The sequence below is a fragment of the Erythrobacter sp. JB1-15 genome (assembly GCF_057365035.1).
Genome location: NZ_CP200295.1, coordinates 59,748 through 82,180, shown reverse-complemented (window position 1 = coordinate 82,180; position 22,433 = coordinate 59,748). Strand labels below are relative to the sequence as shown.

Genomic DNA, 22,433 nt, shown 5'->3' with positions numbered 1-22,433 from the left:
CAATCCATCTTCTGACCTCCCCACTTGTTGGAACCTAAGTTGATGGATTGCTTCGCCTGCGGCTCGCAATGACGATTGAATTGACGGCCCGCCATTGGCTGGGCAAAGCGCATCGCAAATGACTGACCTCAAACTCTTCAACTCGCTCACCCGCGAAATCGAAACCTTCACCCCCGTCCATGATGGTGAGGCGCGGGTCTATACGTGCGGGCCGACGGTCTACAATTACCCCCATATCGGCAATATGCGCGCCTACGTCTTTGCCGATGTACTGGGACGCACGCTAAGCCATCACGGGCTCAAACTCACTCACATCATCAACATCACCGATGTGGGGCACCTCACCGATGACGCGGATGAGGGCGAGGATAAGATGGAGAAGATGGCGGCGGAAAAAGCCCAATCCATCTGGGACATCGCCAAGCATTATACCGAGGCTTACTGGGCCGATGTCAAAGCGCTCAATATCCGCGAGCCTGCCAAATGGTCGATCGCGACGGACTATGTCGAAGAGATGATCGACTTCGTCAATTCGATGCCTGAAAAGCACATCTACGAAATCGAAAGCGGTCTTTATTTCGACGTCTCTTCGATTGAGGATTACGGTAGACTTGCCCGCGCGGTTACTGAGGAGGGGGAAGGCCGCATCGACGCGGTCGAAGGCAAGCGCAACGCTGCCGATTTCGCGCTCTGGCGCAAAACGCCGCCGGGTGAAACGCGCCAGATGGAATGGGACAGCCCATGGGGCAAAGGCGCGCCGGGCTGGCATCTGGAATGCTCGGTTATGGGCGAGAAATTGCTCGGCTTTCCCTTCGACATTCACACCGGCGGGATCGACCACCGCGAAATCCACCACCCCAATGAAATCGCGCAAAACCAGGCGTTTTGCGGTTGCGAGGGACTGGGCGAGGCGCGCAATTCGGGCGCGAATATCTGGATGCACAACAACTTTCTGGTTGAGCGCTCTGGCAAGATGTCCAAATCCTCCGGCGAATTTCTGCGGCTGCAATTGCTGATCGGCAAAGGCTATCACCCGCTCGCTTATCGGATGATGTGCTTGCAAGCGCATTACCGCTCAGAGCTGGAATTCAGCTGGGAAGGGCTGGAGGCGGCTTTGACGCGGCTCAAGCGCATGGTGATGCAGGCGGAGCGGCTCGCAGATGCCGAGCCGCAGCCGCAAGCTGAACATCCCAAATTCGCCGCTTCCTTGGCTAAGTTTGACGAGGCGATCAGCGATGATCTGGGCACCCCAGTGGCGCTCACTGCTTTGGAAGATGCTCTCGGCACCAAAAAGGTGGATGCCGGGGTTAAGCGCGCCGTGATCGAACATATGGACGCGGTGCTGGGGCTGGGCCTGCTTGACCTCGCTCGCAAGGATTTGCGCATCCGGCCCAAAGCGGCTGAGATAGACGAGGCTGAAATCGAACAGGCGCTGACTGCTCGCAAAGCCGCACGCGCCGAAAAGGATTTCGCAGCGTCCGATGCAATCCGCGATGATCTTGCTGCCAAAGGGGTCGATGTGATGGACGGCGATCCGCTGGGCTGGGAGTGGAAGCTGATCTGAGGCAAGGCAGGCGTAGCAGAGCGGCCGGCCTTGCTCCTGCCTGGCAATCTGTTAAATAGATTGCATGTTGAAACCTATATTATGGCTCATCCTTGCTGCGATCCATGCAATGCCTGCGCTGGCGTTGTTTCGGCCAGCGACCATCACAACTTTGTATGGCGTTGCGGCCGACAACCCGCTTTTCCTGCTTTTGCAGCACCGTGCAGCCTTGTTTTTTGCGGTGTTCATTGCGTGTCTATGGGCTGCCTTTGTACCGGAAGGGCGCAGGCTTGCAGTGCTGATTGTCGGTATCAGCATGGTGAGTTTTCTTGGATTGTATTGGCAGGCGGGCGCACCGCAGCAGCTTAAAACAATCGCAATGGTTGATCTGGCAGGATTGCCTTTTCTAGCGGGGGTGGCTTGGCTCGCATTCCGGCCCTAAGGGTATGGGGATGACAATCCTAGCCATTTCCGGACTAATCCGCCCGCTGCTTGAACCGCGCCTTCCCGGCGACCTCGATGTCCGCTGGTTTATGACCAAAGAGGAAGCGCTGGAGGTGGTGCCTGTTGCTGAGATTGGCTGGTTCGATATGTACGAACAAGAAGCCATGGCCGCGACCCTGCGCGCGGCAACTAAGCTCAAATGGCTCAATTCGATTTACGCAGGCCTCGATTTTCTGCCCATGGATGTGCTGATTGACCGGGGCATCACGGTCACCAATGGGGCAGGCATCAACGCTGTGACCATTGCGGAATACACGGTGATGGGCATGCTCAATATCGCGAAGGGTTACCGCGATGTCATGCGCGCGGCAGAGCGGCGCGAATGGCTATTGGACAGTCCGGGCAAGCGCGAACTGGCCGGATCAAAAGCGCTGCTTTTGGGCTATGGCGCGATTGGAAAGCTGATCCAGCCGCGATTGGAAGCGTTTGATGTGGATGTGACTGTGGTGCGCCGCAGCGGCGGTGAAGGCACGCTCAAACCCGATGAATGGCGCGGGCGATTGGGCGAATTTGATTGGGTAATCCTCGCCGTGCCAGCGACACCGGAAACCGATGGAATGATCGGCGCGGAGGAGCTGACCGCGATGAAATCCGATGCAGTGCTCGTCAATATCGCGCGCGGCACCGTGGTCGATCAGGGGGCGCTGACAACCGCGCTGCGTGAGAACGTGATCGGGGCGGCTTTCCTCGATGTGACAACGCCCGAACCTCTGCCCGCCGATAACCCGCTGTGGACGCTCGATAATGCGCATATCTCCATGCACCTGTCTGGCCGCGCGCAGGACAAGATGTTCATCCGGTCTGCCGAACGGTTTCTAGACAATCTGACGAAGTACCGCAGCGGAAAGCCCGTTGCGCCGATTTTTGACCCGGCTCGCGGATATTAGCGGCCTGTAACGTGTTGGGTGATTGAAACGTATACCAACACAATGCAGGCACCCCGCTCGTCAGGCGAGCGGAATTCAGGAGGATATCCCCAATGAGCGACACCCAAAAAGCATCTGACCTTTTCGTTGAATGCCTCGAAGCGGAAGGTGTCGAATATATCTTTGGCGTTCCGGGCGAAGAAAATCTCGACCTTCTCGAAAGCCTTTCGCATTCCAAACAGATCAAGCTGATCCTAACCCGCCACGAACAGGGCGCTGCGTTTATGGCGGCGACTTATGGCCGGCATACGGGCAAGACCGGCGTGTGCCTTGCAACGCTTGGGCCCGGTGCGACCAATCTTGTGACAGGGGCTGCCTATGCGCAGCTTGGCGGGATGCCGATCCTGATGATTACCGGGCAAAAACCGATCAAGCATTCCAAGCAAGGCCGGTTCCAGATCCTCGACGTGGTCGACATGATGGGTCCGCTGACCAAGTTTACCCATCAGCTGCATTCAGGCGACAACATTCCCAGCCGCGTGCGCGAGGCGTTCCGTTTGGCCGAAGAGGAAAAGCCGGGCGCCACTCATCTCGAACTGCCCGAAGACATTGCCGATGAACAAACCAGTGCCCGCCCGATCCAGCGCAGCGTTGCGCGCCGCCCGTCTGCGGAGGTGAAAGCGGTTCGGCTGGCGGTCGAAGCTTTGGAAGCGGCCACATCGCCCGTGCTGGTGATCGGGGCAGGGGCCAACCGCACGATGACGGGCAAGATGCTCAGCGAATTTATCGAGAAAACCGGCATTCCGTTTGTGACAACGCAAATGGGCAAAGGCGTGATCGATGAACGCCACCCGCTTTTCCTTGGCTGCGCGGCTTTATCATCGGGCGATTTCTGCCACCGCGCCATCGAAGACGCTGATTGCATTATCAATGTTGGTCATGATGTGATTGAAAAACCACCGTTTTTTATGCAAGATGCGTTTGATGATCCAAAAGCAAGCGGCACCAAAGTCATTCATGTTTCTAACAAGACCGCCGAAGTGGACCCTGTTTATTTCCCTCAGATCGAAGTAATCGGCGATATCGCCAACGCCATTTGGCAGATCAAGGAAAGCGTCACCGCGCAAAGCCATTGGAGCTTTGACCGCCTGCTGTGTTACCGCCGCGCAGAAGCCAAGCACACCCAGCCGCTCGCCGAAGATGAACGTTTTCCCATCTTCCCGCCGCACCTTGTGAGCGAGGTGCGCCGCGCCATGCCCGAAGACGGGATTATCTGCCTCGACAACGGCGTTTATAAAATCTGGTTTGCGCGGAATTATACAGCATACCTGCCCAATACGGTGCTGCTCGATAATGCGCTGGCGACAATGGGGGCGGGGCTGCCGTCGGCCATGATGAGCGCGATGCAATATCCGGATCGCAAAGTGATGGCGATCTGCGGCGATGGTGGGTTTATGATGAACAGCCAGGAGATGGAGACGGCGGTTCGCCTGGGCCTCAATCTCACCGTGCTGATCCTGCGCGATGATGCTTACGGAATGATCCGGTGGAAGCAGGCCAATATGGGCTTTGCCGATTACGGCCTGACTTATGGCAATCCCGATTTCGTGAAATATGCCGAAAGCTACGGCGCGCACGGCCACCGCGTGACATCAGCAGCGCATCTAACCGATGTTTTGGCTGAGACCCGCGATACGCCCGGTGTGCATGTGATCGATTGCCCCGTTGACTACACAGAGAACGACCAGATCCTCAATCACGATATCAAGGAACTGAGCGCAGGCTTGTGAGGTTGAACTGGTAAAAGGAGGCCGCGTTGCCAACATTGAAAGACACATACCCGCTTTACCTCAACAACAAGGCTGTCCAGCCCAACACCGATCTGGAAGTCACTGATAAATATACAGGCGAGACCGCGTTTCGCACTGCGCTTGCTTCGCCTGAAATCATTGATGAAGCCATTGCGGGCGCGGTGCATGCGGCGGAGCCGATGGCGCGGCTTGCGTCTTATGAAAAGCAGGACGTGCTGATGCATTGCGTCGCGCGGTTCAAGGAACGCTTTGACGAGCTGGCCTACGCCTTGTGCGTTGAAGCGGGCAAACCGATCAAGGATGCAGAAGGCGAGGTCACCCGTCTGATCGACACATTCCGCATCGCGGGCGAAGAGGCGGTGCGCAATTATGGCGAAGTGATGCCGCTCGATATATCGGAGCGCGCAAAGGGTTATACGAGCATGTGGAAACGCGTGCCCATCGGCCCGTGCAGCTTTATTGCGCCGTTCAATTTTCCGCTCAATCTGGCCGCGCATAAAATCGCGCCTGCCATCGCGGTTGGGTGCCCGTTTGTGATGAAGCCTGCATCCAAAACGCCTTTGGGCGCGCTTATCATGGGCGAGGTTCTGGCCGAATGCGATGTGCTGCCCGAAGGGGCGTTCTCCATTCTGCCCGCCGCCCGCGACGGTGCGGATCTGTTCACCGAAGATGAGCGGCTTAAATTGCTTTCCTTCACCGGATCACCCGGCGTTGGCTGGGCATTGAAAGCGAAAGCGGGCAAAAAACCTGTCGTGCTGGAACTGGGCGGCAATGCGGCCGTCGTGATCGATCACGATGCGGACCTTGACGATGCGTTGGAGCGAGTTGTTTTCGGCGCGTTCTATCAGTCGGGCCAATCGTGCATCGGGGTGCAGCGTGTCATCATCCACGCTGACGTCTATGACGCCTTCAAAGCCAAGCTGGTCGCCAAGACCAAAAGCCTTATCGCAGGCGATCCGAAAGACCGCGACACTTTTATCGGCCCGATGATATCTGAAGGCGAGGCGACCCGGCTGAAAGGTTGGATTGACGAAGCGGTCGAAGGCGGCGCCACTTTGCTAACCGGCGGCGGCCTGTCGCGCGGCAATATGCTGGAGGCGACATTGCTCGAAAATGTCCACCGCGATGCCAAGGCGATGAACGAAGAGGCATTCGGCCCGCTGGCGATCCTGATGAAATTTGACACCTTCGATGAGGCGCTGGACGAAGTGAACCGATCACAATTCGGCCTTCAGGCGGGCATTTTCACGCGCGATCTGTTCAAGATGTACGATGCGTGGGACAGGCTCGATGTGGGCGGCGTCGTGATCAATGATGTGCCCAGTTACCGGGTGGACAATATGCCCTATGGCGGGGTCAAGGAATCCGGACTGGGCCGCGAAGGTATCCGGTTCGCCATGGAAGATATGAGCGAGATCCGGAACCTTGTGGTGAGGCGGGGTTAGGGCGCGGGCACTGCTGCCCTTACACCTCCTCCAGCAGCAGCAGCACTGCCGTCACTCGCATCAGCTCGGTTTCGCCAAAACGGTGATCGACCTCGCTCACCGTTGCTTCGGCGACCAATTGGGCGGGGATGGTGAATTCGTGCTCGGGCAGATCAGCGATGAATGCCTCGCCCGCAGCAACAGCGTCTGCCCCTTTGAACTCCAGCACCATTTCGTGCCGTGTGCCGGCAAAGGTGATCGAAGCCCAGGCGGTTTCTTGATGGTTGAGCACATCGCCCTTGCCATCGGCGAGCGACAAGACCGCCTCGCGCACCCGGTCTGACAAAGTGCGGCGCGGGCGATAGCGGCGGGCGCGTTCTATCGTTTGTGCCTTTTCTGCATCTGCGCTTACGTCTGCATCTGCCGATTTGGTTTCGAAATCCGCCGGAAACGTCGGCAATGTGCCCTGCGGCGCGGCGGCTGGCGCTGGCAAGAGTGCGTGATCGGGCGCGAATGCGGTGAGGCTGGCTTCAAACATGGGCGGTTTCCTTGGGGCTGGATTTGTATTGAACGGGGCTGATTTGATGATCGGCGCGGGGAGCGGGGATTTGCGCGGCAGTGACTCTGACAAGGCCCGCACGCGCGGCCTTGTTTGCGGCGACGTCATATTCAGCCATCCACCCCCTGATGCGCGCTTCGGTTGCGGCGCGCGGGATGCGGCCGAGCCTTAGATCGAGCACAAAGCGCGGATCGCTGGCGGCAAGCCGTCCAAATTTTGTGGCGGCCATATCGTGATGTGTGAGGAAGGCCTCTACGGCTCTGACTAGCATGATGATCCCTCTTGGTTGCGTCACCTCGATGCGCCGAATGCGGACTGGCGAATCACTTGATGTTCCCACAATGTTCCATTCAATTTCCTACTTGTCTAGGAAAAATCCTTCATGTAGGAAGATTCTTATGGTAAATGAAAATCTCAACCTCGATCCCGTCCGTTCTCGCTTGCTACAATTGTCGCAGGAACGCGGCGCCAGCCTTGCCAGCCTGTCTGAGCTTTTGGGACGTAACCCCTCGTATCTCCAACAATTTATCACCAAGGGCAGCCCGCGCAGGCTGGGCGAGACCGATCGTAGAACGCTGGCGCAATTCTTTGGGGTGGAGGAGCGTGAGCTGGGCGCACCCGAATCGCCTTCGGCATCCTTAACGAAGGATAAATCCTATATTGGGACAGTTTCGCAGCCAAGCGCGCGCGCCGCTCGGCCCCGGCAAGGCTGGGTCGATGTGCCGCGCCTTGATATTGGTGCATCCGCTGGGCCGGGCGCATTGCCGGGCGAGGAAGAGGCGTTTGACACGTTCCAGTTTTCGCATCGCTGGCTGAGCGAACAGGGGCTTGAACGCGCGCAATTGTCCTCGATCACGGTGCAGGGCGATCTCGATGGAGCCGCTGCTTCAGGATGGCGATGATATTCTGGTGGACCGCGCGCAAAACGCCTTTCGCGATGGCATCTATGTGGTGCGCCTTGATGAAGCGCTGATGGTAAAACGCCTGGCCGCGGCAGGCGGAGGGCGCGTGTCGCTGCTCAGCCAGAACCTCGCCTATCCGCCCGTAACGGTCGCGGTGGAGGAGCTTGAGATTATCGGCAAGGTTGTGTGGAAGGGCGGGCGGGTTTAACCTGAGGAGCGTATCGGCTGGCAAAGCAGCCCGCTCGCGCTTCAGGAGTATCTCTAATGTCGCCACCTTATACAAAAGCAGCAGGCGTTCTCGTCGTCGCGGCGCTTACCCTGGGGGCTGCGAATGGGACAGTGATCGACCTGACGCCGGGCCGCTGGGTCACGGACCACACCATTCGATCAGGCACGGGCGAAGTGATCCATGCAGAGCAATCGCAGCGATGTCTGACCGAAGCGACAAGCAAAATCACTTTCGATTATGTTCTCGAAGAGCTTGATTATGGCGAATGCCAGACGCGCAATGTCGTCATCACTCAAAATAGCGGCAGTGCGGATGCGACGTGTGTCTATGCCGAAGATGGTGGCATCACGATCAATGGCCGGATGGAGGCCACTTTTTCGAAGGAAGCCTATAAGATCACCTCGCGCATTCGCGAAAACGGCGTGACCTACACGGGCATAGGCCGCCTGACTGGGCCTTGTTGACGGGCTGCTGACACGTTCGCCGAATTGTGCGCCCTCTTGCATTGAACTAGCGTCCAAGCCATCTCCTCACTCATGACCAATCCCACACCCCCCATGAAAGCCGCGATCTTGCCGGTGACGCCTTTGCAGCAGAACTGCTCGCTGATTTGGTGCACAAAGACCATGAAAGCCGCGCTGATTGATCCGGGCGGTGATCTTGATAAGCTGAAAGCGGGCGTCGAAAAGGCGGGCGTTACGCTCGAGAAAATCCTTATCACCCACGGCCATCTCGATCATTGCGGGCAGGCAGGCATGCTGGCGGATGAGCTGGGGCTGCCCATCGAAGGGCCGCACAAGGATGATCTGTTCTGGATTGAGCAATTGGACGATGACGGCGCGCGTTATGGGATGGAGGCGAAAAGCTTTACCCCAACGCGCTGGCTAGAGCATGGCGACACGGTGACGGTCGGCGAATTGACGCTCGATGTTATCCATTGCCCCGGCCACACACCAGGCCATGTCGTGTTCGTCCACGGGCCAAGCAAGTTTGCGATTGTGGGCGATGTGTTGTTCCAAGGCTCCATCGGCCGCACCGATTTTCCGCGCGGCAATCATCAGGATTTGATCGACAGCATCACCAAACGCCTATGGCCGCTGGGCGAGGACATCATGTTCATCCCCGGCCACGGCCCAACCAGCACATTTGGGCAGGAACGCAAGACGAATGCGTTTGTGAGCGATATGGCGCTTTCTTGAGTGTGTTCGCCCATCCGGGCGAACTCCTCGGTGCTGTTTCAAACCCCGGCTTTGAGCACCTGCGGGCGCGCAGTCGCGCTTTGACTGCCGTGACCAAGAACGGATTGGCGACCAGATTGCCGCAAGGCCGCGCGCCGGCCCAGATAGGCCAGCGCAGATAAAACTCCTTACATCACCCCCGCGCCAATCAGCGCGGCGACCACGCCCAGGCCCAGCAGCGTCAGCATCGAAACAATCGTCCCGATCATTCGGCCAATGCCCAGCGCGCCGCCGTCCATTCCAAAGGCATGCGCCACGCGGCCCAGAACAAATGCCGCCGCGACAAAGGCGAGCCACGGCTGGCCTTTGCCCGACAGCTCAATCGCTGCGATCAGGATCAGCGCAAACGGTGCGTTTTCGACAAAGTTCGCTTGCGCCCGCATTCGGCGGATCAAGGGCTCGCTGTCTTCATCGCCGACAAAGATCTTTTCCGCCCGCCTGATTGCGCCAATGCGCACCATCAGCCAGATGCTCAAAATCCCCGCAGCTGCCGCTGTTGTTAAAGTCACTGGCAGAATTATCATGTGTTAGACCCCTGTTTGCTCAAACCCCTCGCTATACGGGTGCAACACCGCTTGCAACGCGCGAGTTTTGCGCTATAGCGCGCGGCTTCCCGCCAGCTTTTGGTAAGGATGCAGCTCACACATTTGCTTGTGCGCCGCGCGCCTTTGCCTTAGGGGCTGTCGCAGATATTGCAGTGCGCACCGGCGCAAACACACGAATTTATTTGAGGAAATGGTGCCGCCATGGCTGTCCCAAAGAGAAAAGTATCGCCCCACCGCCGCGGAAACCGCCGCGCGCATGATTCGCTTAAGGTTGAAGCATTCCACGAATGCTCAAACTGTGGTGAGCTGAAGCGGCCGCACAATCTGTGCCCGCATTGCGGCTATTACAATGGGCGTGAGGTCGTCGCTGTCGGCGTTTAAGCCGGTGCGATGTTAGACGGAGAATTATGACATGAGCCTGCCGCGTATCGCTGTTGATGCGATGGGCGGCGATGAAGGCGTGCGTGTCATGGTCGAAGGCGCAGCGCTTGCGCGCCGCAATCACGACAATTTCCAGTTTCTGCTGGTCGGCGATGAAACGCGGATCAAATCCGCTTTGGAAGCGCATCCCAATATGCGCGGCGCTTCTGAAATCCTGCACTGCGATGATGTGGTTGGCGGCGACGAATTGCCCAGCCGCGCGATCCGGCGAGCGAAAACCACCAGCATGGGCCTTGCGGTGAATGCCGTGAAAGAAGGCCGCGCAGGCGCTGCGATCAGTGCTGGCAATACCGGCGCGCTGATGGCGATGAGCAAAATCGCGCTGCGCACGATGCCGGGAATTGATCGGCCTGCCTTGGCAGCTTTGATGCCAACTTTGAAATCGCACGATGTCGTCATGCTCGATCTGGGCGCCAACACCGAAGCGGATGCGCGCAATCTGGTGCAATTTGCGGTGATGGGCGCGGCCTATTCGCGGATCGTGAACGGTTTTGACAAACCCAAAGTGCGCCTCCTTAATATCGGCACGGAAGAGATTAAAGGCACCGATGCTTTGCGCGATGCTGCGGCCATGCTGCAGGCAGCATCGGATAAAGCGGATGGCGGCCTTGCCATGCAGTTTGATGGCTTTGTCGAATCCGACAAGATCAATCGCGGCGAAACCGATGTGGTCGTCACCGATGGTTTCTCCGGCAATATCGCATTGAAAGCGATTGAGGGGTCGGCCCGCTTTGTGACCGATCTGCTCAAACAGGCTTTCACCAGTTCGCTGCGTTCAAAATTCGGATTTCTGGTGTCCAAACCCGCGACAGAGCTGCTGCGCCATCATCTTGACCCCAACAATCACAACGGCGCTGTGTTTCTGGGGCTCAACGGCGTGGTCGTCAAAAGCCATGGCAGCGCGACTGCAAAAGGCGTGGCACATGCGGTGACAGTCGCTGCGCGGCTGCTCGAAAACAAGCTGACCCAGCGCATCGCTGAGGATCTTGGCGAGCTGGGTGAGGATGCTTTGCGCCGCAATGGGAGCAAAGCAGCGCCGCCATCGCAAACCGAATCAGATGATACCGGAGCGGCGGCATGAGCGGGTCTCGGCTGGTCGGAACAGGCTCAGCCTTGCCCAAAACCTGCGTCACCAACGCCGAATTGGCGTCCCGGATTGATACAAGTGATGAATGGATCGTCGAACGCACCGGCATCCGCCAGCGCCATATTGCAGGCGAGGGTGAGACCACCGCGACCCTTGCGATAGAGGCCGCGCGTGGGGCTCTCGATGATGCCGGATTAACGCCTGCCGATATCGGCCTGATTGTGCTGGCAACCGCCACGCCCGACAACACATTTCCCGCCACCGCGACCAAGGTGCAAAACGCGCTCGGCTGCAATGGCGGGGTCGCGTTTGATGTGGCGGCGGTGTGTTCGGGCTTTCTTTATGCGCTGGCCACTGCCGATCTCGCTGCTGCGCACTGGCATGGCGAAAAATGCGCTTGTGATCGGCGCAGAAACTTTCAGCCGCATTCTCGATTGGGAAGACCGGACAACCTGCGTGCTGTTTGGCGATGGGGCAGGGGCCGTGGTTTTGACAGCGCCCGATACCGACCATGCAAGTGGCGAATTGGAGGGTCAGTCGGAGAGCGAAAACGCGCCAGTCGGCGTCCTTGCAACCCGCCTTCATGCCGATGGTGCCCAGCACGATCTGCTCTATGTCGATGGCGGGCCATCAACCACGCAAACGGTTGGCCATCTGCGGATGAAAGGGCGCGAAGTGTTTCGCCATGCGGTCGTCAATCTCGCCAGTGTGCTGCGCGAAGTGATTGAAGAAGCTGGCATTTCGGTTGAGGATATTGACTGGGTCGTCCCCCATCAGGCCAATGCGCGCATTCTGGATGCGACCGCGAAAAAGCTCGGAATTCCGGCGGAAAAAGTCGTGATGACAGTGCAGGATCATGCGAACACATCGGCCGCATCGGTGCCGCTTGCGCTCGATACAGCGCGGCGCGATGGACGGATTAAAGCGGGTGATTTGGTTATGCTCGAAGCGATGGGCGGCGGCTTTACCTGGGGGGCAAGCCTCGTCAGAATGTAGCGTATGTAGGGCCGCCGTTAGGCTGTTTGTTTACGAAACATTGGCATTTGGCATCCAGTCCATTGCGAAATTGGCACCGATTGCTTAGGGTGCCAGCAGCTTTTCGAAGGGTCGCACCTATACAGGAGGATGTGCAATATGCGTTCCATGGGCACGCTTACTCGCGCCGATTTGGCAGAGACGATCAATCGCAAGCTGGGCTTTAGCCGGGCTGAATCGCTCGACATGGTTGAAGCCATTTTGGACAAGATGTGCGATTCGCTCGCCGATGGTGAAAATGTCAAAATTTCAGGCTTTGGCAGCTTTGTCCTTCGCGACAAGAATGAGCGCATTGGCCGCAACCCGAAAACAGGGGTCGAAGTGCCGATTACCCCGCGCCGGGTGATGACATTTCGGGCCAGCCAATTGTTAAAAGAGCGGATCGCGGCTGGAAAATAGTTTAGGAATGTGATCTATAGCCCTCAATTCATTAGGGGGAATTATAAATCATGGCTGATTTCGACGATGGCAAAGACGATGGCGCATTGCGCACCATTGGCGAGGTTAGCGAAGCGCTCGGCATCAAATCGCACGTTTTGCGGTATTGGGAACAGCAGTTCACTCTGCTCAAACCGTTAAAGCGCAGCGGCGGACGGCGGTATTATCGGCCCAGCGATGTCGAACTGGTTGAAACGATCAACCGCCTCGTGAACGAAGAGGGCTACACGCTGAAAGGCGCAGAGGCTGTCCTGCGATCCAGCGGAAAATCGGAACTGGATCGCCGGACCGATGATCGCCGGTCGGGCGATCGCCGCGCTGCCACAGAACTGCGCCGCGCCAGCGATGATGACGGGTCAAAGCGCAGCAAATCGGAAATGATCGCGCAATTAAAAAGTATCCGGGACAGGCTGGACAGCGCGCTCGACGCCTAACGCGGGAAGCTACTCGGCCGCCATCAATTCCGCTTCGCCCAGATCCACACTGACAAGGCGCGAAACCCCTTTTTCCGCCATGGTCACACCGAACAGGCGGTGCATGCGGCTCATCGTGACAGCGTTGTGCGTGACGATCAGATAGCGCGTCTTTGTGGTGCTCACCATGGAATCGAGCAGGTCGCAGAACCGTTCGACATTGGCATCATCAAGCGGCGCATCGACCTCGTCCAGCACGCAAATCGGCGCGGGATTGGTCAGGAACAAGGCAAAGATCAGCGCGGTTGCAGTGAGCGCCTGTTCGCCCCCTGACAACAGCGATAGCGATTGCAGGCGTTTGCCCGGCGGCTGGGCGTAAATCTCTAGCCCCGCTTCTAGCGGATCATCGCTGTCGACCAGCGCAAGATGCGCCTGACCGCCTTGGAAAAGCCGGGTGAACAGCACGCGAAAATGCCCGTCCACCTCTTCAAACGCGGCGCGCAGCCGCTCGCGCCCTTCGCGGTTCAGGTTGCCGATAGAGCCGCGCAGGCGGTTCACCGCTTCGGTCAGTTCCGCCTGCTCGGATGTGCTGGTGCCGTGCTCTTCCTCGATCCGCGCGAGTTCATCGGCGGCGACCAGATTGACAGGGCCAATGCGTTCGCGGCTGGCATTGAGCTTTTCCAGTTCGGCGGATTCTTCGGATGATCCGCCCACTTGCGTTTCGTCGAAATCGTGTTTGCCGGCCAGCATCGGCGGGGGGCATTGGAACCGTTCGCCCGATATGCGCGCCATTTCGGTGCGGCGCGCTTCCTGGCTTTCGGCGCGTGCTGCCAAAGTGGCGCGGGCCTCGCGCGTTTGGATCAGAGCTTCGTTGGTGGAGGCCAGCGCGCTGTCGGCTTCGCTTGCGGCGGATTGGCACGTGTCCATCGCTTCCTGCGCCTGCTCCAGATCGCGGGCCAGCCGCTCGCGAACTGCATCGCCCTGTTCAATCTCAGCGATCAGCGACTGGGGCTTGGCCGCGATGACGCTGCGCTCTTCCTCAATTTCTTCCAGCCGCCGCCCCGCCTCAGCAACGCGCATTGCCGCTTCGCCGGATCGTTTTTGCCAATTGGCCTGATCCGCCTTTTGTGCAGCGAGCCGTTCGCGCGCCACCGCCAGCGCCTGATCGTGCGAGGCGAGTTCGGCCATCGCCGATTGCACCGCCATGCGCGCTGTTTCATGCTTGGCCTGCGCCGCTTCGAGAGTTGCGCGGCCCGTATCGGGGGAGGGGAGCGATTTGCGCTTGTCCTCTGCCTCGGCCCGCTCACTTTGGGCAGCGGTTAATTGCTGAGCCAGTTCCTCGGCGGACTGGGCAAGTTCAGTAAGGCGCGCGGCATTGCGTTCGCGCTGCGCTTCGGCGCGGTCCAATTGCAGCAGCGCGCGGCGTTCATCCTCAATCGCGCCCGCAATATCGCGTTCGCGCGCGACCAGATCGGTTTGCAGGGTTTTGAGTTCCTCGCGGCTGGATGCTTCGGCCTCGCCTGCAGCATTGGCCGCCGATTGCAGGCCGGGCAGCACTTCTTCAAGCTCTGCCAGCCGGTTGGCCGCTTCCAGCTTGGCCGCTTCCGCTGATCCTTCGCCGCGCGCGATGAACCCATCCCAGCGGCGCAATTGTCCCGCTTTCGTCACCAGCCATTCACCGGGAGCGAGCGCTCGGCCATCATCGGTTTCTGCGCAGTGCACCAGAGCCAGCCGGGCGCGCAATTCATCGGGGCACTGGGTAATGTGGCCGAGCAAAGCGTCCGCCACAGGCTTTGGCGCATCTCTGCCAGTCCAGAACCGCCCATCCTGATCGGGCGAAGGCGCGCCCAAAGGCGATTTGCCATCGCGGCCCAGCACGCTCGCAAGCGCGCGTTCGTAACCTTTGGCAACGCGCACCGTATCGAGCGCAGCCGCCATTCCTTCGCGCGATTTGGCTGCCTTTGCGCGCGCATCCCGGTCGCGGGCAAGCGCTGCGTGTTCGCGCTGGATCCCGGCCAGTTCCGCGCGGGCGGCGGCCAGTTTGGTCGCTGCATCATCGCGGGCGGTTTGCAATTGCGATTTGCGCGCCTGTGCTTCTTCCAACCCTTCGCGAAGGGTGGCGAGATTGTTCGAGGCTTCGTCTGCCGCTTTGCGCGCGGCGATCATGGCCTGCTGGGATTGCGCCTCGCTTTCCAGTCCGGCGCGCGCTTCGGCAATGCGCGCTTCTTCGGCTTTGAGGCGCGAATGCCGCCGCTCTGCCTGTTCTATCGCGGCTTCGGCAACGCGCCATTCTGCCTCAACCCCTGCATGGTCTGCGGTCGCTTTGGCGAGAGCGAGTTCAGCCGCCCGGCTGGCGCGTTCGCTGTCTTCGGATTTGGCGGCAAGGGCGGGGCGCGCTTTTTCATTGTCGGCCACGGCAAGCGCGCCCCGCTCGCATTCCTGCGTCAATTTCTGCAAAGCACCCGCCGCATCCGCAGTCAGACGATCAGCGGCCTCGCGGTCTTCTTCAAGCCGGGTTTTCTGCCGGTCGAGATCGGCCAGCCGCGTTTGCGCTGCTTCCAGCTTTTCTGTCAGCGCGGCCATGCGGTGGCCATGCGCGCTGGCATCATCGCGGCGATCGGTCAGCGTCTCGCGCGCTTGCGACAATTCCAGCGCCAGCCGGGTTTGCGCGGCTTGCGCTTCGTCCACCGCTTTCTGCGCTGCGGCAACACGGGCATCGGCCCCCTGGGCTGCATCGCGCGCTTCTTTGGCGGCATCAGCAGCATCGCGCCACCGGGCATAGATCAGCCGCGCCTCTGCCGTCTGGATTTGCGCAGTTAGAGCCTTGTAACGCTCCGCCTGTTTCGCCTGCCGCCGTAGCGAATTCATTTGGGCATCCAGCCCTGCCATCAGATCTTCGAGCCGGGCGAGGTTCGCCTCGGTTGACCTGAGCTTGCTTTCGGCATCCTTGCGCCGCACATGCAGGCCCGAAATGCCTGCCGCTTCTTCGAGCATTTGGCGGCGCTCGGCAGGTTTTGCTGCGATCACTTGCGCGATTTTGCCTTGGCTGACGAGCGCTGGCGAATGCGCGCCGGTCGCAGCATCGGCAAAGGTCAGCGCGACATCTTTGGCGCGCACATCCTGTCCGTTGACGCGGTATGCGCTGCCTGCCCCGCGCTCAATCCGGCGAGTGACGACCAGTTCTTCGTTATCCTCGTCAGCCGCGTGCAGGACAACTTCGGCAAAAGCGCGTTCGGGCCGGGTGGATGTGCCAGCAAAGATGACATCTTCCATCCCGCCTGATCGCATGGATTTGGCCGAGGTTTCCCCCATGACCCAGCGGATGGCTTCGAGCAGGTTCGATTTGCCGCAGCCATTGGGCCCGACAACGCCGGTTAAGCCGGGTTCAATGCGCAGTTCAGCCGGCTCGACAAAGCTCTTGAAACCAGAGAGCTTGAGGCGGCTTATCTGCATAGGCTCGGCTAACTCCCCGCCGCTTTACCGCGCGCCTGCGCGTTGCAGCATGGGTTCAATATCGGCCCAGCTGCGTTCTTCGACCTGGCGGCCATTGATGATGAAGGTCGGCGTGGCGTTGATGTTCAATTCCTCCGCCTGCTGGCCCGAAGCATCGGCAATCGCTTCAACTTTGGCTTTATCGGCAAGGCATGTGCGCGCCTGATCGGATGACAATCCGCGTGCGGCAAAGAAATCGATCAATCCGCCTGCTTCGGCAATGGTGATGAAACGCTGTTCGAGCGGCTGAGTGGTGGCCGCTTCGTATGCGGCGCCGTTTTGGTTGATCGCCGCAAAGGTATCATTGAGCGCTGCCCAGGCCTGATCGGACAAAGGCTGCATATTCTCTTTAGCGCCGCAGCGCACCAGAGTGGCAATGGTAAGATCGATCGGATCGCGCACCAGATTGCGCTGTTCAAAGCTGACAACACCGGTCGAAATGTAATCGCTTTTCAGCTTGTCTTTGGCCTGCTCGGAAAATTGCGCGCACGCCCCGCAAGTGTGCGAGGCGTATTCAATCAGCTTGATCGGCGCATCAGGATTGCCCAGCACATAACCATCAGATTCGCTAATCGTGACTGTATCGAGCCACGTCGTGCCATCGGGTGCGGGGATTGCAGCGATGGGATCGCCGTCCTGCAGGCCTTCTTCACCGGAGCCTGAACACGCGGCCAGTGCGAGGGCCAGCGGCGCGGCAAAGGCCAAAGCGCGGGAAAATACTGGCGAAGAAGAACCTTTGGTAAGAACCATGGTTTTAAGAATCCTTGTGTCTTGATCAGTCAAAATAGCGGGGCGCGGGTCTGCACCCAAGGGGTAGCGCCAAGTGCTTGTGCAAAAATCTGTGTGTTGCGCTCACTTATTGGCATTGCCAGAGGCAGTTTGGTCAGCAGCATATTGCCCTGAAAGCACCGGGTAAAGGGTGCCCCATGAATGCACACCGACGAGCAGATTGCCATTGAGCGCAAAGCTGGGCGTTGCGCTCACTTTGAATTCAGCGCGGTCGGCATTGCTGGCATTGATCAGTTTCTGCGCTGCTGCATCATCTGACAAGCACCGGGTTATCTGAGTGCGCGTAAGCCCTTTATCGGCCATCATATCGTCCAATCCGACGGCGCTTGCCATGCTGATGCGGCCCGCGCGGTCGCCGCGCGACCATGCCTGTTTCTGCGATTGCGGGGCGGCAAACAGCGTGGGGAGCCATTCGTCCTGTTTTTCCATCACGATCCGGTGACGGTTTTTGAACCCCTTGGGATCGCCGCAAGCCACCAGCAGCGAAATCGTAAGATCAGCCGAATTGCGAATGACCGAGCGGATTTCTGCGCTCATATGACCGGGAGCTAGCAGCGCCAGATCAATCGCGCCATCGGCCTCTTTGGAAAAATGCGCGCAGTGGCTGCAGGTGTAGCTGATAAATTCAATAAGCGCCGCATCCGCATCCGGATTGCCCATCAGGTAACCGCGCTCTGTTGGTTCAATCTCGGCATGCCAGCTGCGGCCATTCTTATCGGCAAAGGAACTGCGCGGATCGCTCAGCTGATTGGTTTGGTCGCTGTCTGAGCTTTGCGCGGCAAGCGGCCCTGCGCCTATCGGTAAAGCTATCGCGGCGATGGCTGCGAAGGCGGCCAGCAATTTCGTCGTCACATCTCTTCCTTTGTGTCTTTATCACCCATGCTGCGCGCCAGCGATTCCAGCACTGTGCGCAATTCGGGATCGCCAATATCGCGCAAACTGTCACCCAGCGACATGGGAATGGGTTTGAGCGATGGCGGCGGTTTGGCAGGCTTATCTGCATGGGTCGGCTTAACCGCGCCTTGACGGATTTTGACCCGCGCGACCGCCTTGTAACCAAAGAAGCGATTGACCCGCTCCATAATCTCGGCTGTCACTTGCTGGATCAGCGGCGCATGGGCAGGCGCGACGACCAATTGCAGGATGCCTTCGGATTTCTCGCCGGGGGGAAACGGATCGCCTCTGGGCTGCACACGCGCGCATGGGCGGGGCCAACGATTTCGGGCCAGCGGGTGACGACAGAACTTTGCACAAAGCCAAAGCGGCGAAACGCGGTGCGCCCGATTTCGGGAGTGAGATCGCCAATCGCTTTGGCCCCGCCGCCGCGCGGACGGGTGTATTGTTTGGCTGCTTTGCTCGGGCGTTTGCTGCCCGCTTTCTTGCCGGTTGATGGTTTTGGAGTGCCTGTTCCCATTACGGCCACGCTCATGCCATAGAGGCCGCGTGACTGCCAGCATCTCTGACACTCTGCTCCACTGGTATGATGCGCATGCCCGCGATCTGCCTTGGCGCGTGCCGCCCTGTAGCCCGCGCCCTGATGATCCCGCCTTTGCCTACCGCGTCTGGCTGTCTGAGGTGATGCTGCAACAAACGACCGTGGCTGCGGTGAAGCCGTATTTTGCCAAGTTTACAGGCGTTTGGCCGACTGTTTTTGACCTCGCTAAAGCGAGCGAGGATGCGGTTATGGCCGCCTGGGCGGGGCTGGGATATTATTCGCGGGCGCGCAATCTGGTGAAATGCGCGCGCGAAGTGGCGGCAATGGGCGGCTTTCCCGATACCGAAGAAGAATTGCGCAAACTCCCCGGCCTTGGCGCATACACCGCCGCTGCGATTGCGGCGATTGCGTTTGGCAGGCGCGCGGTGGTCGTCGATGCCAATGTTGAACGGGTTGCGGCGCGATTGTTCGCCATCACAGACCCTTTACCGGGAGCGCGCAAAGCCATTCGCGCCGCTGCAGAGACGATTACGCCGGACGCGCGCGCAGGCGATTTTGCGCAAAGCATGATGGATCTAGGTTCCAGCATTTGCACATTCAAAGCGCCCAAATGCCTGCTGTGCCCGCTCACCGATCTATGTGCCGCGCGCGGGGCGGGCGATCCTGAACGCCTGCCGGTAAAACCGCCCAAAAAGGCCAAGCCTGAACGGCGCGGGACGGCATTCTGGATTGAGCGGGAAGCGGCAAATGGCGCGCGCGAAGTGTGGCTTGTCACCCGGCCAGCCGCCGGAATGCTGGGCGGAATGCGCGCGTTTCCTGATGATGGATGGAGCGCGAGGGGTGATGGTTCAGGCGCGCCGCCGATTGCAGGCGCGCGCGAGGCTTTGGGCGCAGTGCGGCACACCTTTACTCATGCGCATCTGACGTTGACGGTTGAGCGGATTGCGATTGATAGAGCGCCGCCGGGCGAGGGCGTATGGTGGCCCATCAGCGATATCGATCAGGCTGGCCTGCCCACTCTGTTTGCCAAGGCTGCGCGGCTGGCGATGGCGTAAAGGCCGCTTCTAAAGGGCGTTTCTAAAACGTGCCGCCCGTTATCGCCATGCGCAGCACGATCAGCACAAAAACCAGAATGCAGAAATTGCGCCCGCTATTGCTCGATGAAAGCGCGCCGATCACGATACCAAGGGCACTGATGGGAAGCAAAACCCATAAGAGCAAACCCACAACGGGCAGCAGCATGGGAATGCCAAGAACAAGGCACACAAAGCCAATCAGCCAGGAGATCACATTAAGCATGTGCCTTATATAGGTAACACACCTCGCGCATTCAAGCCTGCCGCGCCCATGCCTGCGCGCCGCATCATTGCAAATTGCAACCCTTTCATTGACGCTTCAGGTGAATGCCCCCATTCAGGCGGCAACCAAACAATTCCCGGAGAGACCTGATGGCCTATCGCAGCTTTGACCCCGCCCAAATCACCCCTGACATGTCACGCCGCGCGCTGTTTCGCGCAGGCGGATTGCTGGGGGCGGGCGCGGCTTTTGCCTCGCTGCCGTTCGGGCGCGGGCTGCTCGCGCATGACGTGTCAGAGGCGTGGCCCAATGTCGCCGCGATGGCCAAGAAATATGTCGCGGAGAAAAAAGTCGCGAATATGTTCCTCACATTCGGCTGGGGTCAGGAAAGCCACGCGCACACTGTGGGCGGGGGCACTCTGGCGCTCAACAATCCTAAGCAGGTCGATGAAAATTCGCTTTACCGCATCTATTCCATGACCAAGCCGATCACCGGCATGGCGATTATGATGCTGATTGATGAAGGCAAGCTTGGCCTTGATCAGCCGCTGGGCGATATCATCCCCGCCTTTGCCGAAATGCAGGTGCTGGTCGATCCCGAAGGCGCGCTGGAGGATACGGTTCCGGCTGACAAACCGATCACCATTCGCCAATTGCTTACTCACACATCGGGCCTTGGTTACAACATCACCAGCAAAGGCGCGCTGCTTAAAGCCTATCAGGAAAAGGGCATTATCTCTGGCCGGGTTTCCAAGTTGCCGATCCCCGGCATCCCCACTGTCACCCCGCCGCCCAGTCTTGAAATTTGGGCTGACCGTCTTGCGTCCTTGCCGCTGATGTATCAGCCCGCGACCAAGTGGAGCTATTCTGCCAGTATCGATCTGCTGGGCAGGGTGATCGAAGTGGTATCAGGGATGAGCTTTCCCGATTTTCTGCAAACCCGCTTCTTTGATCCCATGGGCATGGAAAGCACCTATTTCCAGGTTCCGCAAAGCGAGCTTGGCAGGCTTACCGACAATTACGGCGTGCTGCTGAATAATATTCTGCCGATCGACCAGGCGGACAATTCGATTTATTCCGAGATGCCAACAGCGCCGATGGGCGGGGCTGATCTGGTGTGCAGTCCCAAGGATTATGACCGGTTCCTGCGCATGGTGCTGGGTTACGGCAAATTGGGCAATGAACGGATCATGGGCGAGCTCGCTGTGCGTGTGGGCGTTTCCAATCTGGTGCCCAAAACGGTCGATATGAGCGGATCATGGATGGAAGGTCAGGGCCACGGCGCAGGCGGCCGATCTGTTGATGGCACCTTTGGCTGGGGCGGTGCGGCCGGCACTTTGGCAGCGGTCGATTTCGGACTGGGCCTTCGCACCGGATTGTTCACCCAATATCTGCCCAGCGATGCTTACCCCGTGCGTGATGAATATCTTGCCGCGGTGGAAGCTGATCTGGCTGCACTGCGCGCAAGCAAAGCGGCGTAATGGCAGGCATTGGAGTGCAGGGGGCAAGCCAAGTTCCGCCGATAGCCTTTGCCGGATCGCCGATGGACCGGGCGGACAATATCCGCGTGGATGCAGATGCGCTGGGCGGTCTGATGAATTGGCGCGCGCGCGTGCTCAAGCTGGATGGCCTGATGCCTGCCATAGATGAGACGGGCGCGCTGGAATGGGGCACTCTGGCCGATGTGGCCGAGGATGCTGAGCTGGTGTTTCTGGGTCTGCTAGATGACAAAGCGCACTTTGCGCCTGTCCCGCCGGGCAAAGGCGCGAATGCGCCTGCCGATCCGCGCGCCTGGCAAGTGATGCAACTTCTGCAGCCAGAAGACCTCGCGATTTACGGCGAGGCGCGGTCGCTGTGCGATTGGCATGCCCGCCACCAGCACTGCGCCCAATGCGGCGCGCCGACAATGCTGGCCAAAGGTGGCTGGCAGCGATCCTGCGACAATTGCGGCGCGCAGCATTTCCCGCGAACCGATCCTGTGACCATCATGCTGGTTGAACATGAGGACAAGCTGCTGCTGGGCCGCCAGCCGCGCTTTCCGCCGCGCATGTATTCAGCGCTGGCCGGATTTGTCGAACCGGGCGAAACCATCGAAGAGGCGGTCGCGCGCGAGATTTGGGAAGAAGCAGGCGTGCGCGCGCACAGCGTCGAATATATCGCCAGCCAGCCATGGCCCTTTCCCAGCCAGCTGATGATTGGCTGCACGTCCAAAACCGATGATCCCGCGCTGACGATTGATGAAACAGAGCTTGATGACGCGCGCTGGTTCACGCGGGCCGAATTGGAAGAGGCGCGCAGCGCGGGCGAAAAGGGCAGCGATCTGATGATTTTCCCTCGCCCCTTTGCCATCGCGCACACTTTGGTCACATGGTGGCTTGACAAGTAA

23 protein-coding genes and 2 pseudogenes are annotated in these 22,433 nt (G+C 59.3%); 17 read left to right on the top strand and 8 right to left on the bottom strand.

From position 1 onward, the window contains the following. The first annotated feature begins 118 nt into the window (after positions 1-118). The 5 genes from cysS (at position 119) to AC0V6L_RS00425 (ending at position 6,169) form a co-directional block, all read left to right on the top strand. The gene (gene cysS, locus AC0V6L_RS00445; RefSeq protein ID WP_486152124.1) at positions 119-1,564 is read left to right on the top strand and encodes a cysteine--tRNA ligase; all 1,446 of its coding nucleotides are present in this window, start codon (positions 119-121) and stop codon (positions 1,562-1,564) included. A 64-nt stretch (positions 1,565-1,628) separates the two neighbouring features. Beyond that, a complete protein-coding gene (locus tag AC0V6L_RS00440; RefSeq protein WP_486152122.1) occupies positions 1,629-1,985 on the top strand; it encodes a hypothetical protein in 357 nt (118 codons plus the stop codon). 10 nt (positions 1,986-1,995) lie between these two features. Then, positions 1,996-2,934 (top strand): D-2-hydroxyacid dehydrogenase, encoded by a 939-nt coding sequence (locus AC0V6L_RS00435; RefSeq protein ID WP_486152120.1) that lies wholly within the window; start codon positions 1,996-1,998, stop codon positions 2,932-2,934. Between the two features lie 92 nt (positions 2,935-3,026). Beyond that, positions 3,027-4,703 (top strand): acetolactate synthase large subunit, encoded by a 1,677-nt coding sequence (locus tag AC0V6L_RS00430; protein WP_486152118.1) that lies wholly within the window; start codon positions 3,027-3,029, stop codon positions 4,701-4,703. Between the two features lie 26 nt (positions 4,704-4,729). Next, positions 4,730-6,169, top strand: coding sequence for an aldehyde dehydrogenase family protein (locus AC0V6L_RS00425; RefSeq protein WP_486152117.1), 1,440 nt, complete (start codon positions 4,730-4,732; stop codon positions 6,167-6,169). A 19-nt stretch (positions 6,170-6,188) separates the two neighbouring features. On the opposite strand, the gene AC0V6L_RS00420 is transcribed toward AC0V6L_RS00425, so the two are convergent. Together AC0V6L_RS00420 and AC0V6L_RS00415 are read right to left on the bottom strand one after the other, a co-directional pair. Then, positions 6,189-6,686 carry a hypothetical protein gene (locus AC0V6L_RS00420; RefSeq protein ID WP_486152115.1) on the bottom strand — a complete coding sequence of 166 codons (498 nt, stop codon included), beginning with the start codon at positions 6,684-6,686 and terminating at the stop codon, positions 6,189-6,191. Then, a complete protein-coding gene (locus AC0V6L_RS00415; protein WP_486152113.1) occupies positions 6,679-6,978 on the bottom strand; it encodes a hypothetical protein in 300 nt (99 codons plus the stop codon). Before AC0V6L_RS00415 ends, AC0V6L_RS00420 begins: the two co-directional genes overlap by 8 nt. Before the next feature lie 127 nt (positions 6,979-7,105). Between AC0V6L_RS00415 and AC0V6L_RS00410 the strand changes: the two genes are divergently transcribed. From AC0V6L_RS00410 to AC0V6L_RS00395, 4 genes are all read left to right on the top strand, one after another. After that, complete coding sequence (locus AC0V6L_RS00410) at positions 7,106-7,609, top strand: hypothetical protein (RefSeq protein WP_486152111.1); 504 nt, start codon at positions 7,106-7,108, stop codon at positions 7,607-7,609. Further along, entirely contained in the window at positions 7,581-7,817 is a 237-nt protein-coding gene (locus tag AC0V6L_RS00405) for a S24 family peptidase (protein ID WP_486152109.1), read from the top strand. Before AC0V6L_RS00410 ends, AC0V6L_RS00405 begins: the two co-directional genes overlap by 29 nt. A 56-nt stretch (positions 7,818-7,873) precedes the next feature. Then, a complete protein-coding gene (locus AC0V6L_RS00400; protein WP_486152107.1) occupies positions 7,874-8,302 on the top strand; it encodes a DUF3617 domain-containing protein in 429 nt (142 codons plus the stop codon). Positions 8,303-8,374: 72 nt separating this feature from the next. Then, positions 8,375-9,037 carry an MBL fold metallo-hydrolase gene (locus tag AC0V6L_RS00395; protein ID WP_486152105.1) on the top strand — a complete coding sequence of 221 codons (663 nt, stop codon included), beginning with the start codon at positions 8,375-8,377 and terminating at the stop codon, positions 9,035-9,037. Between the two features lie 167 nt (positions 9,038-9,204). Here the strand turns inward: AC0V6L_RS00395 and AC0V6L_RS00390 are convergent, their stop codons facing one another. Next, positions 9,205-9,600, bottom strand: coding sequence for an MAPEG family protein (locus tag AC0V6L_RS00390; protein WP_486152103.1), 396 nt, complete (start codon positions 9,598-9,600; stop codon positions 9,205-9,207). 222 nt (positions 9,601-9,822) lie between these two features. Here AC0V6L_RS00390 and rpmF point away from each other — a divergent pair, with 222 nt between their 5' ends. From rpmF to AC0V6L_RS00365, 5 genes and pseudogenes are all read left to right on the top strand, one after another. Further along, positions 9,823-10,002: a 50S ribosomal protein L32 gene (gene rpmF, locus AC0V6L_RS00385; RefSeq protein ID WP_486147018.1), complete on the top strand. Its 180-nt coding sequence runs from the start codon at positions 9,823-9,825 to the stop codon at positions 10,000-10,002. 31 nt (positions 10,003-10,033) lie between these two features. Next, positions 10,034-11,143, top strand: coding sequence for a phosphate acyltransferase PlsX (gene plsX / locus AC0V6L_RS00380; RefSeq protein ID WP_486147016.1), 1,110 nt, complete (start codon positions 10,034-10,036; stop codon positions 11,141-11,143). Then, positions 11,140-12,145, top strand: a pseudogene (locus AC0V6L_RS00375) (beta-ketoacyl-ACP synthase III). Before plsX ends, AC0V6L_RS00375 begins: the two are co-directional and overlap by 4 nt. Before the next feature lie 138 nt (positions 12,146-12,283). Further along, positions 12,284-12,583, top strand: coding sequence for an integration host factor subunit alpha (locus AC0V6L_RS00370; protein ID WP_486147012.1), 300 nt, complete (start codon positions 12,284-12,286; stop codon positions 12,581-12,583). A 50-nt stretch (positions 12,584-12,633) separates the two neighbouring features. Beyond that, positions 12,634-13,056, top strand: a complete 423-nt coding sequence (locus AC0V6L_RS00365; protein WP_486147010.1) for a MerR family transcriptional regulator — start codon at positions 12,634-12,636, stop codon at positions 13,054-13,056. A gap of 9 nt (positions 13,057-13,065) precedes the next feature. Here the strand turns inward: AC0V6L_RS00365 and AC0V6L_RS00360 are convergent, their stop codons facing one another. The 4 genes and pseudogenes from AC0V6L_RS00360 to AC0V6L_RS00345 form a co-directional block, all read right to left on the bottom strand. Further along, positions 13,066-16,488, bottom strand: coding sequence for an AAA family ATPase (locus tag AC0V6L_RS00360; protein ID WP_486152101.1), 3,423 nt, complete (start codon positions 16,486-16,488; stop codon positions 13,066-13,068). 24 nt (positions 16,489-16,512) lie between these two features. Beyond that, the gene (locus AC0V6L_RS00355; protein ID WP_486152099.1) at positions 16,513-17,277 is read right to left on the bottom strand and encodes a thioredoxin domain-containing protein; all 765 of its coding nucleotides are present in this window, start codon (positions 17,275-17,277) and stop codon (positions 16,513-16,515) included. 102 nt (positions 17,278-17,379) lie between these two features. Beyond that, positions 17,380-18,168 (bottom strand): DsbA family protein, encoded by a 789-nt coding sequence (locus AC0V6L_RS00350; protein WP_486152097.1) that lies wholly within the window; start codon positions 18,166-18,168, stop codon positions 17,380-17,382. Continuing rightward, positions 18,165-18,730: pseudogene (locus AC0V6L_RS00345) on the bottom strand (DUF721 domain-containing protein). Before AC0V6L_RS00345 ends, AC0V6L_RS00350 begins: the two are co-directional and overlap by 4 nt. 29 nt (positions 18,731-18,759) lie before the next feature. On the opposite strand from AC0V6L_RS00345, the gene AC0V6L_RS00340 reads away from it, so the two are divergent. Continuing rightward, positions 18,760-19,806: an A/G-specific adenine glycosylase gene (locus AC0V6L_RS00340; RefSeq protein ID WP_486152095.1), complete on the top strand. Its 1,047-nt coding sequence runs from the start codon at positions 18,760-18,762 to the stop codon at positions 19,804-19,806. A 22-nt stretch (positions 19,807-19,828) separates the two neighbouring features. Here AC0V6L_RS00340 and AC0V6L_RS00335 read toward each other — a convergent pair whose 3' ends face one another. Continuing rightward, positions 19,829-20,041, bottom strand: coding sequence for a hypothetical protein (locus AC0V6L_RS00335; protein WP_486152093.1), 213 nt, complete (start codon positions 20,039-20,041; stop codon positions 19,829-19,831). A gap of 158 nt (positions 20,042-20,199) precedes the next feature. Here AC0V6L_RS00335 and AC0V6L_RS00330 point away from each other — a divergent pair, with 158 nt between their 5' ends. After that, positions 20,200-21,528 (top strand): serine hydrolase domain-containing protein, encoded by a 1,329-nt coding sequence (locus tag AC0V6L_RS00330; RefSeq protein WP_486152091.1) that lies wholly within the window; start codon positions 20,200-20,202, stop codon positions 21,526-21,528. Then, on the top strand, positions 21,528-22,433 hold the full coding sequence (gene nudC, locus AC0V6L_RS00325) for an NAD(+) diphosphatase (RefSeq protein ID WP_486152089.1): 906 nt from the start codon (positions 21,528-21,530) through the stop codon (positions 22,431-22,433). Before AC0V6L_RS00330 ends, nudC begins: the two co-directional genes overlap by 1 nt.

Excerpts from the sequence above, each read along its gene's own strand:
- AC0V6L_RS00395 (WP_486152105.1), top strand. The coding sequence starts at position 8,375 with ATGACCAATCCCACACCCCCCATGAAAGCCGCGATCTTGCCGGTGACG.
- AC0V6L_RS00435 (WP_486152120.1), top strand. The coding sequence starts at position 1,996 with ATGACAATCCTAGCCATTTCCGGACTAATCCGCCCGCTGCTTGAACCG.
- rpmF (WP_486147018.1), top strand. The coding sequence starts at position 9,823 with ATGGCTGTCCCAAAGAGAAAAGTATCGCCCCACCGCCGCGGAAACCGC.
- AC0V6L_RS00330 (WP_486152091.1), top strand. The coding sequence starts at position 20,200 with ATGGCCTATCGCAGCTTTGACCCCGCCCAAATCACCCCTGACATGTCA.
- plsX (WP_486147016.1), top strand. The coding sequence starts at position 10,034 with ATGAGCCTGCCGCGTATCGCTGTTGATGCGATGGGCGGCGATGAAGGC.
- AC0V6L_RS00410 (WP_486152111.1), top strand. The coding sequence starts at position 7,106 with ATGGTAAATGAAAATCTCAACCTCGATCCCGTCCGTTCTCGCTTGCTA.
- AC0V6L_RS00360 (WP_486152101.1), bottom strand. The coding sequence starts at position 16,488 with ATGCAGATAAGCCGCCTCAAGCTCTCTGGTTTCAAGAGCTTTGTCGAG.
- AC0V6L_RS00400 (WP_486152107.1), top strand. The coding sequence starts at position 7,874 with ATGTCGCCACCTTATACAAAAGCAGCAGGCGTTCTCGTCGTCGCGGCG.
- AC0V6L_RS00370 (WP_486147012.1), top strand. The coding sequence starts at position 12,284 with ATGCGTTCCATGGGCACGCTTACTCGCGCCGATTTGGCAGAGACGATC.
- cysS (WP_486152124.1), top strand. The coding sequence starts at position 119 with ATGACTGACCTCAAACTCTTCAACTCGCTCACCCGCGAAATCGAAACC.
- AC0V6L_RS00430 (WP_486152118.1), top strand. The coding sequence starts at position 3,027 with ATGAGCGACACCCAAAAAGCATCTGACCTTTTCGTTGAATGCCTCGAA.
- AC0V6L_RS00405 (WP_486152109.1), top strand. The coding sequence starts at position 7,581 with ATGGAGCCGCTGCTTCAGGATGGCGATGATATTCTGGTGGACCGCGCG.
- AC0V6L_RS00365 (WP_486147010.1), top strand. The coding sequence starts at position 12,634 with ATGGCTGATTTCGACGATGGCAAAGACGATGGCGCATTGCGCACCATT.
- nudC (WP_486152089.1), top strand. The coding sequence starts at position 21,528 with ATGGCAGGCATTGGAGTGCAGGGGGCAAGCCAAGTTCCGCCGATAGCC.
- AC0V6L_RS00355 (WP_486152099.1), bottom strand. The coding sequence starts at position 17,277 with ATGGTTCTTACCAAAGGTTCTTCTTCGCCAGTATTTTCCCGCGCTTTG.
- AC0V6L_RS00390 (WP_486152103.1), bottom strand. The coding sequence starts at position 9,600 with ATGATAATTCTGCCAGTGACTTTAACAACAGCGGCAGCTGCGGGGATT.
- AC0V6L_RS00415 (WP_486152113.1), bottom strand. The coding sequence starts at position 6,978 with ATGCTAGTCAGAGCCGTAGAGGCCTTCCTCACACATCACGATATGGCC.
- AC0V6L_RS00440 (WP_486152122.1), top strand. The coding sequence starts at position 1,629 with ATGTTGAAACCTATATTATGGCTCATCCTTGCTGCGATCCATGCAATG.
- AC0V6L_RS00420 (WP_486152115.1), bottom strand. The coding sequence starts at position 6,686 with ATGTTTGAAGCCAGCCTCACCGCATTCGCGCCCGATCACGCACTCTTG.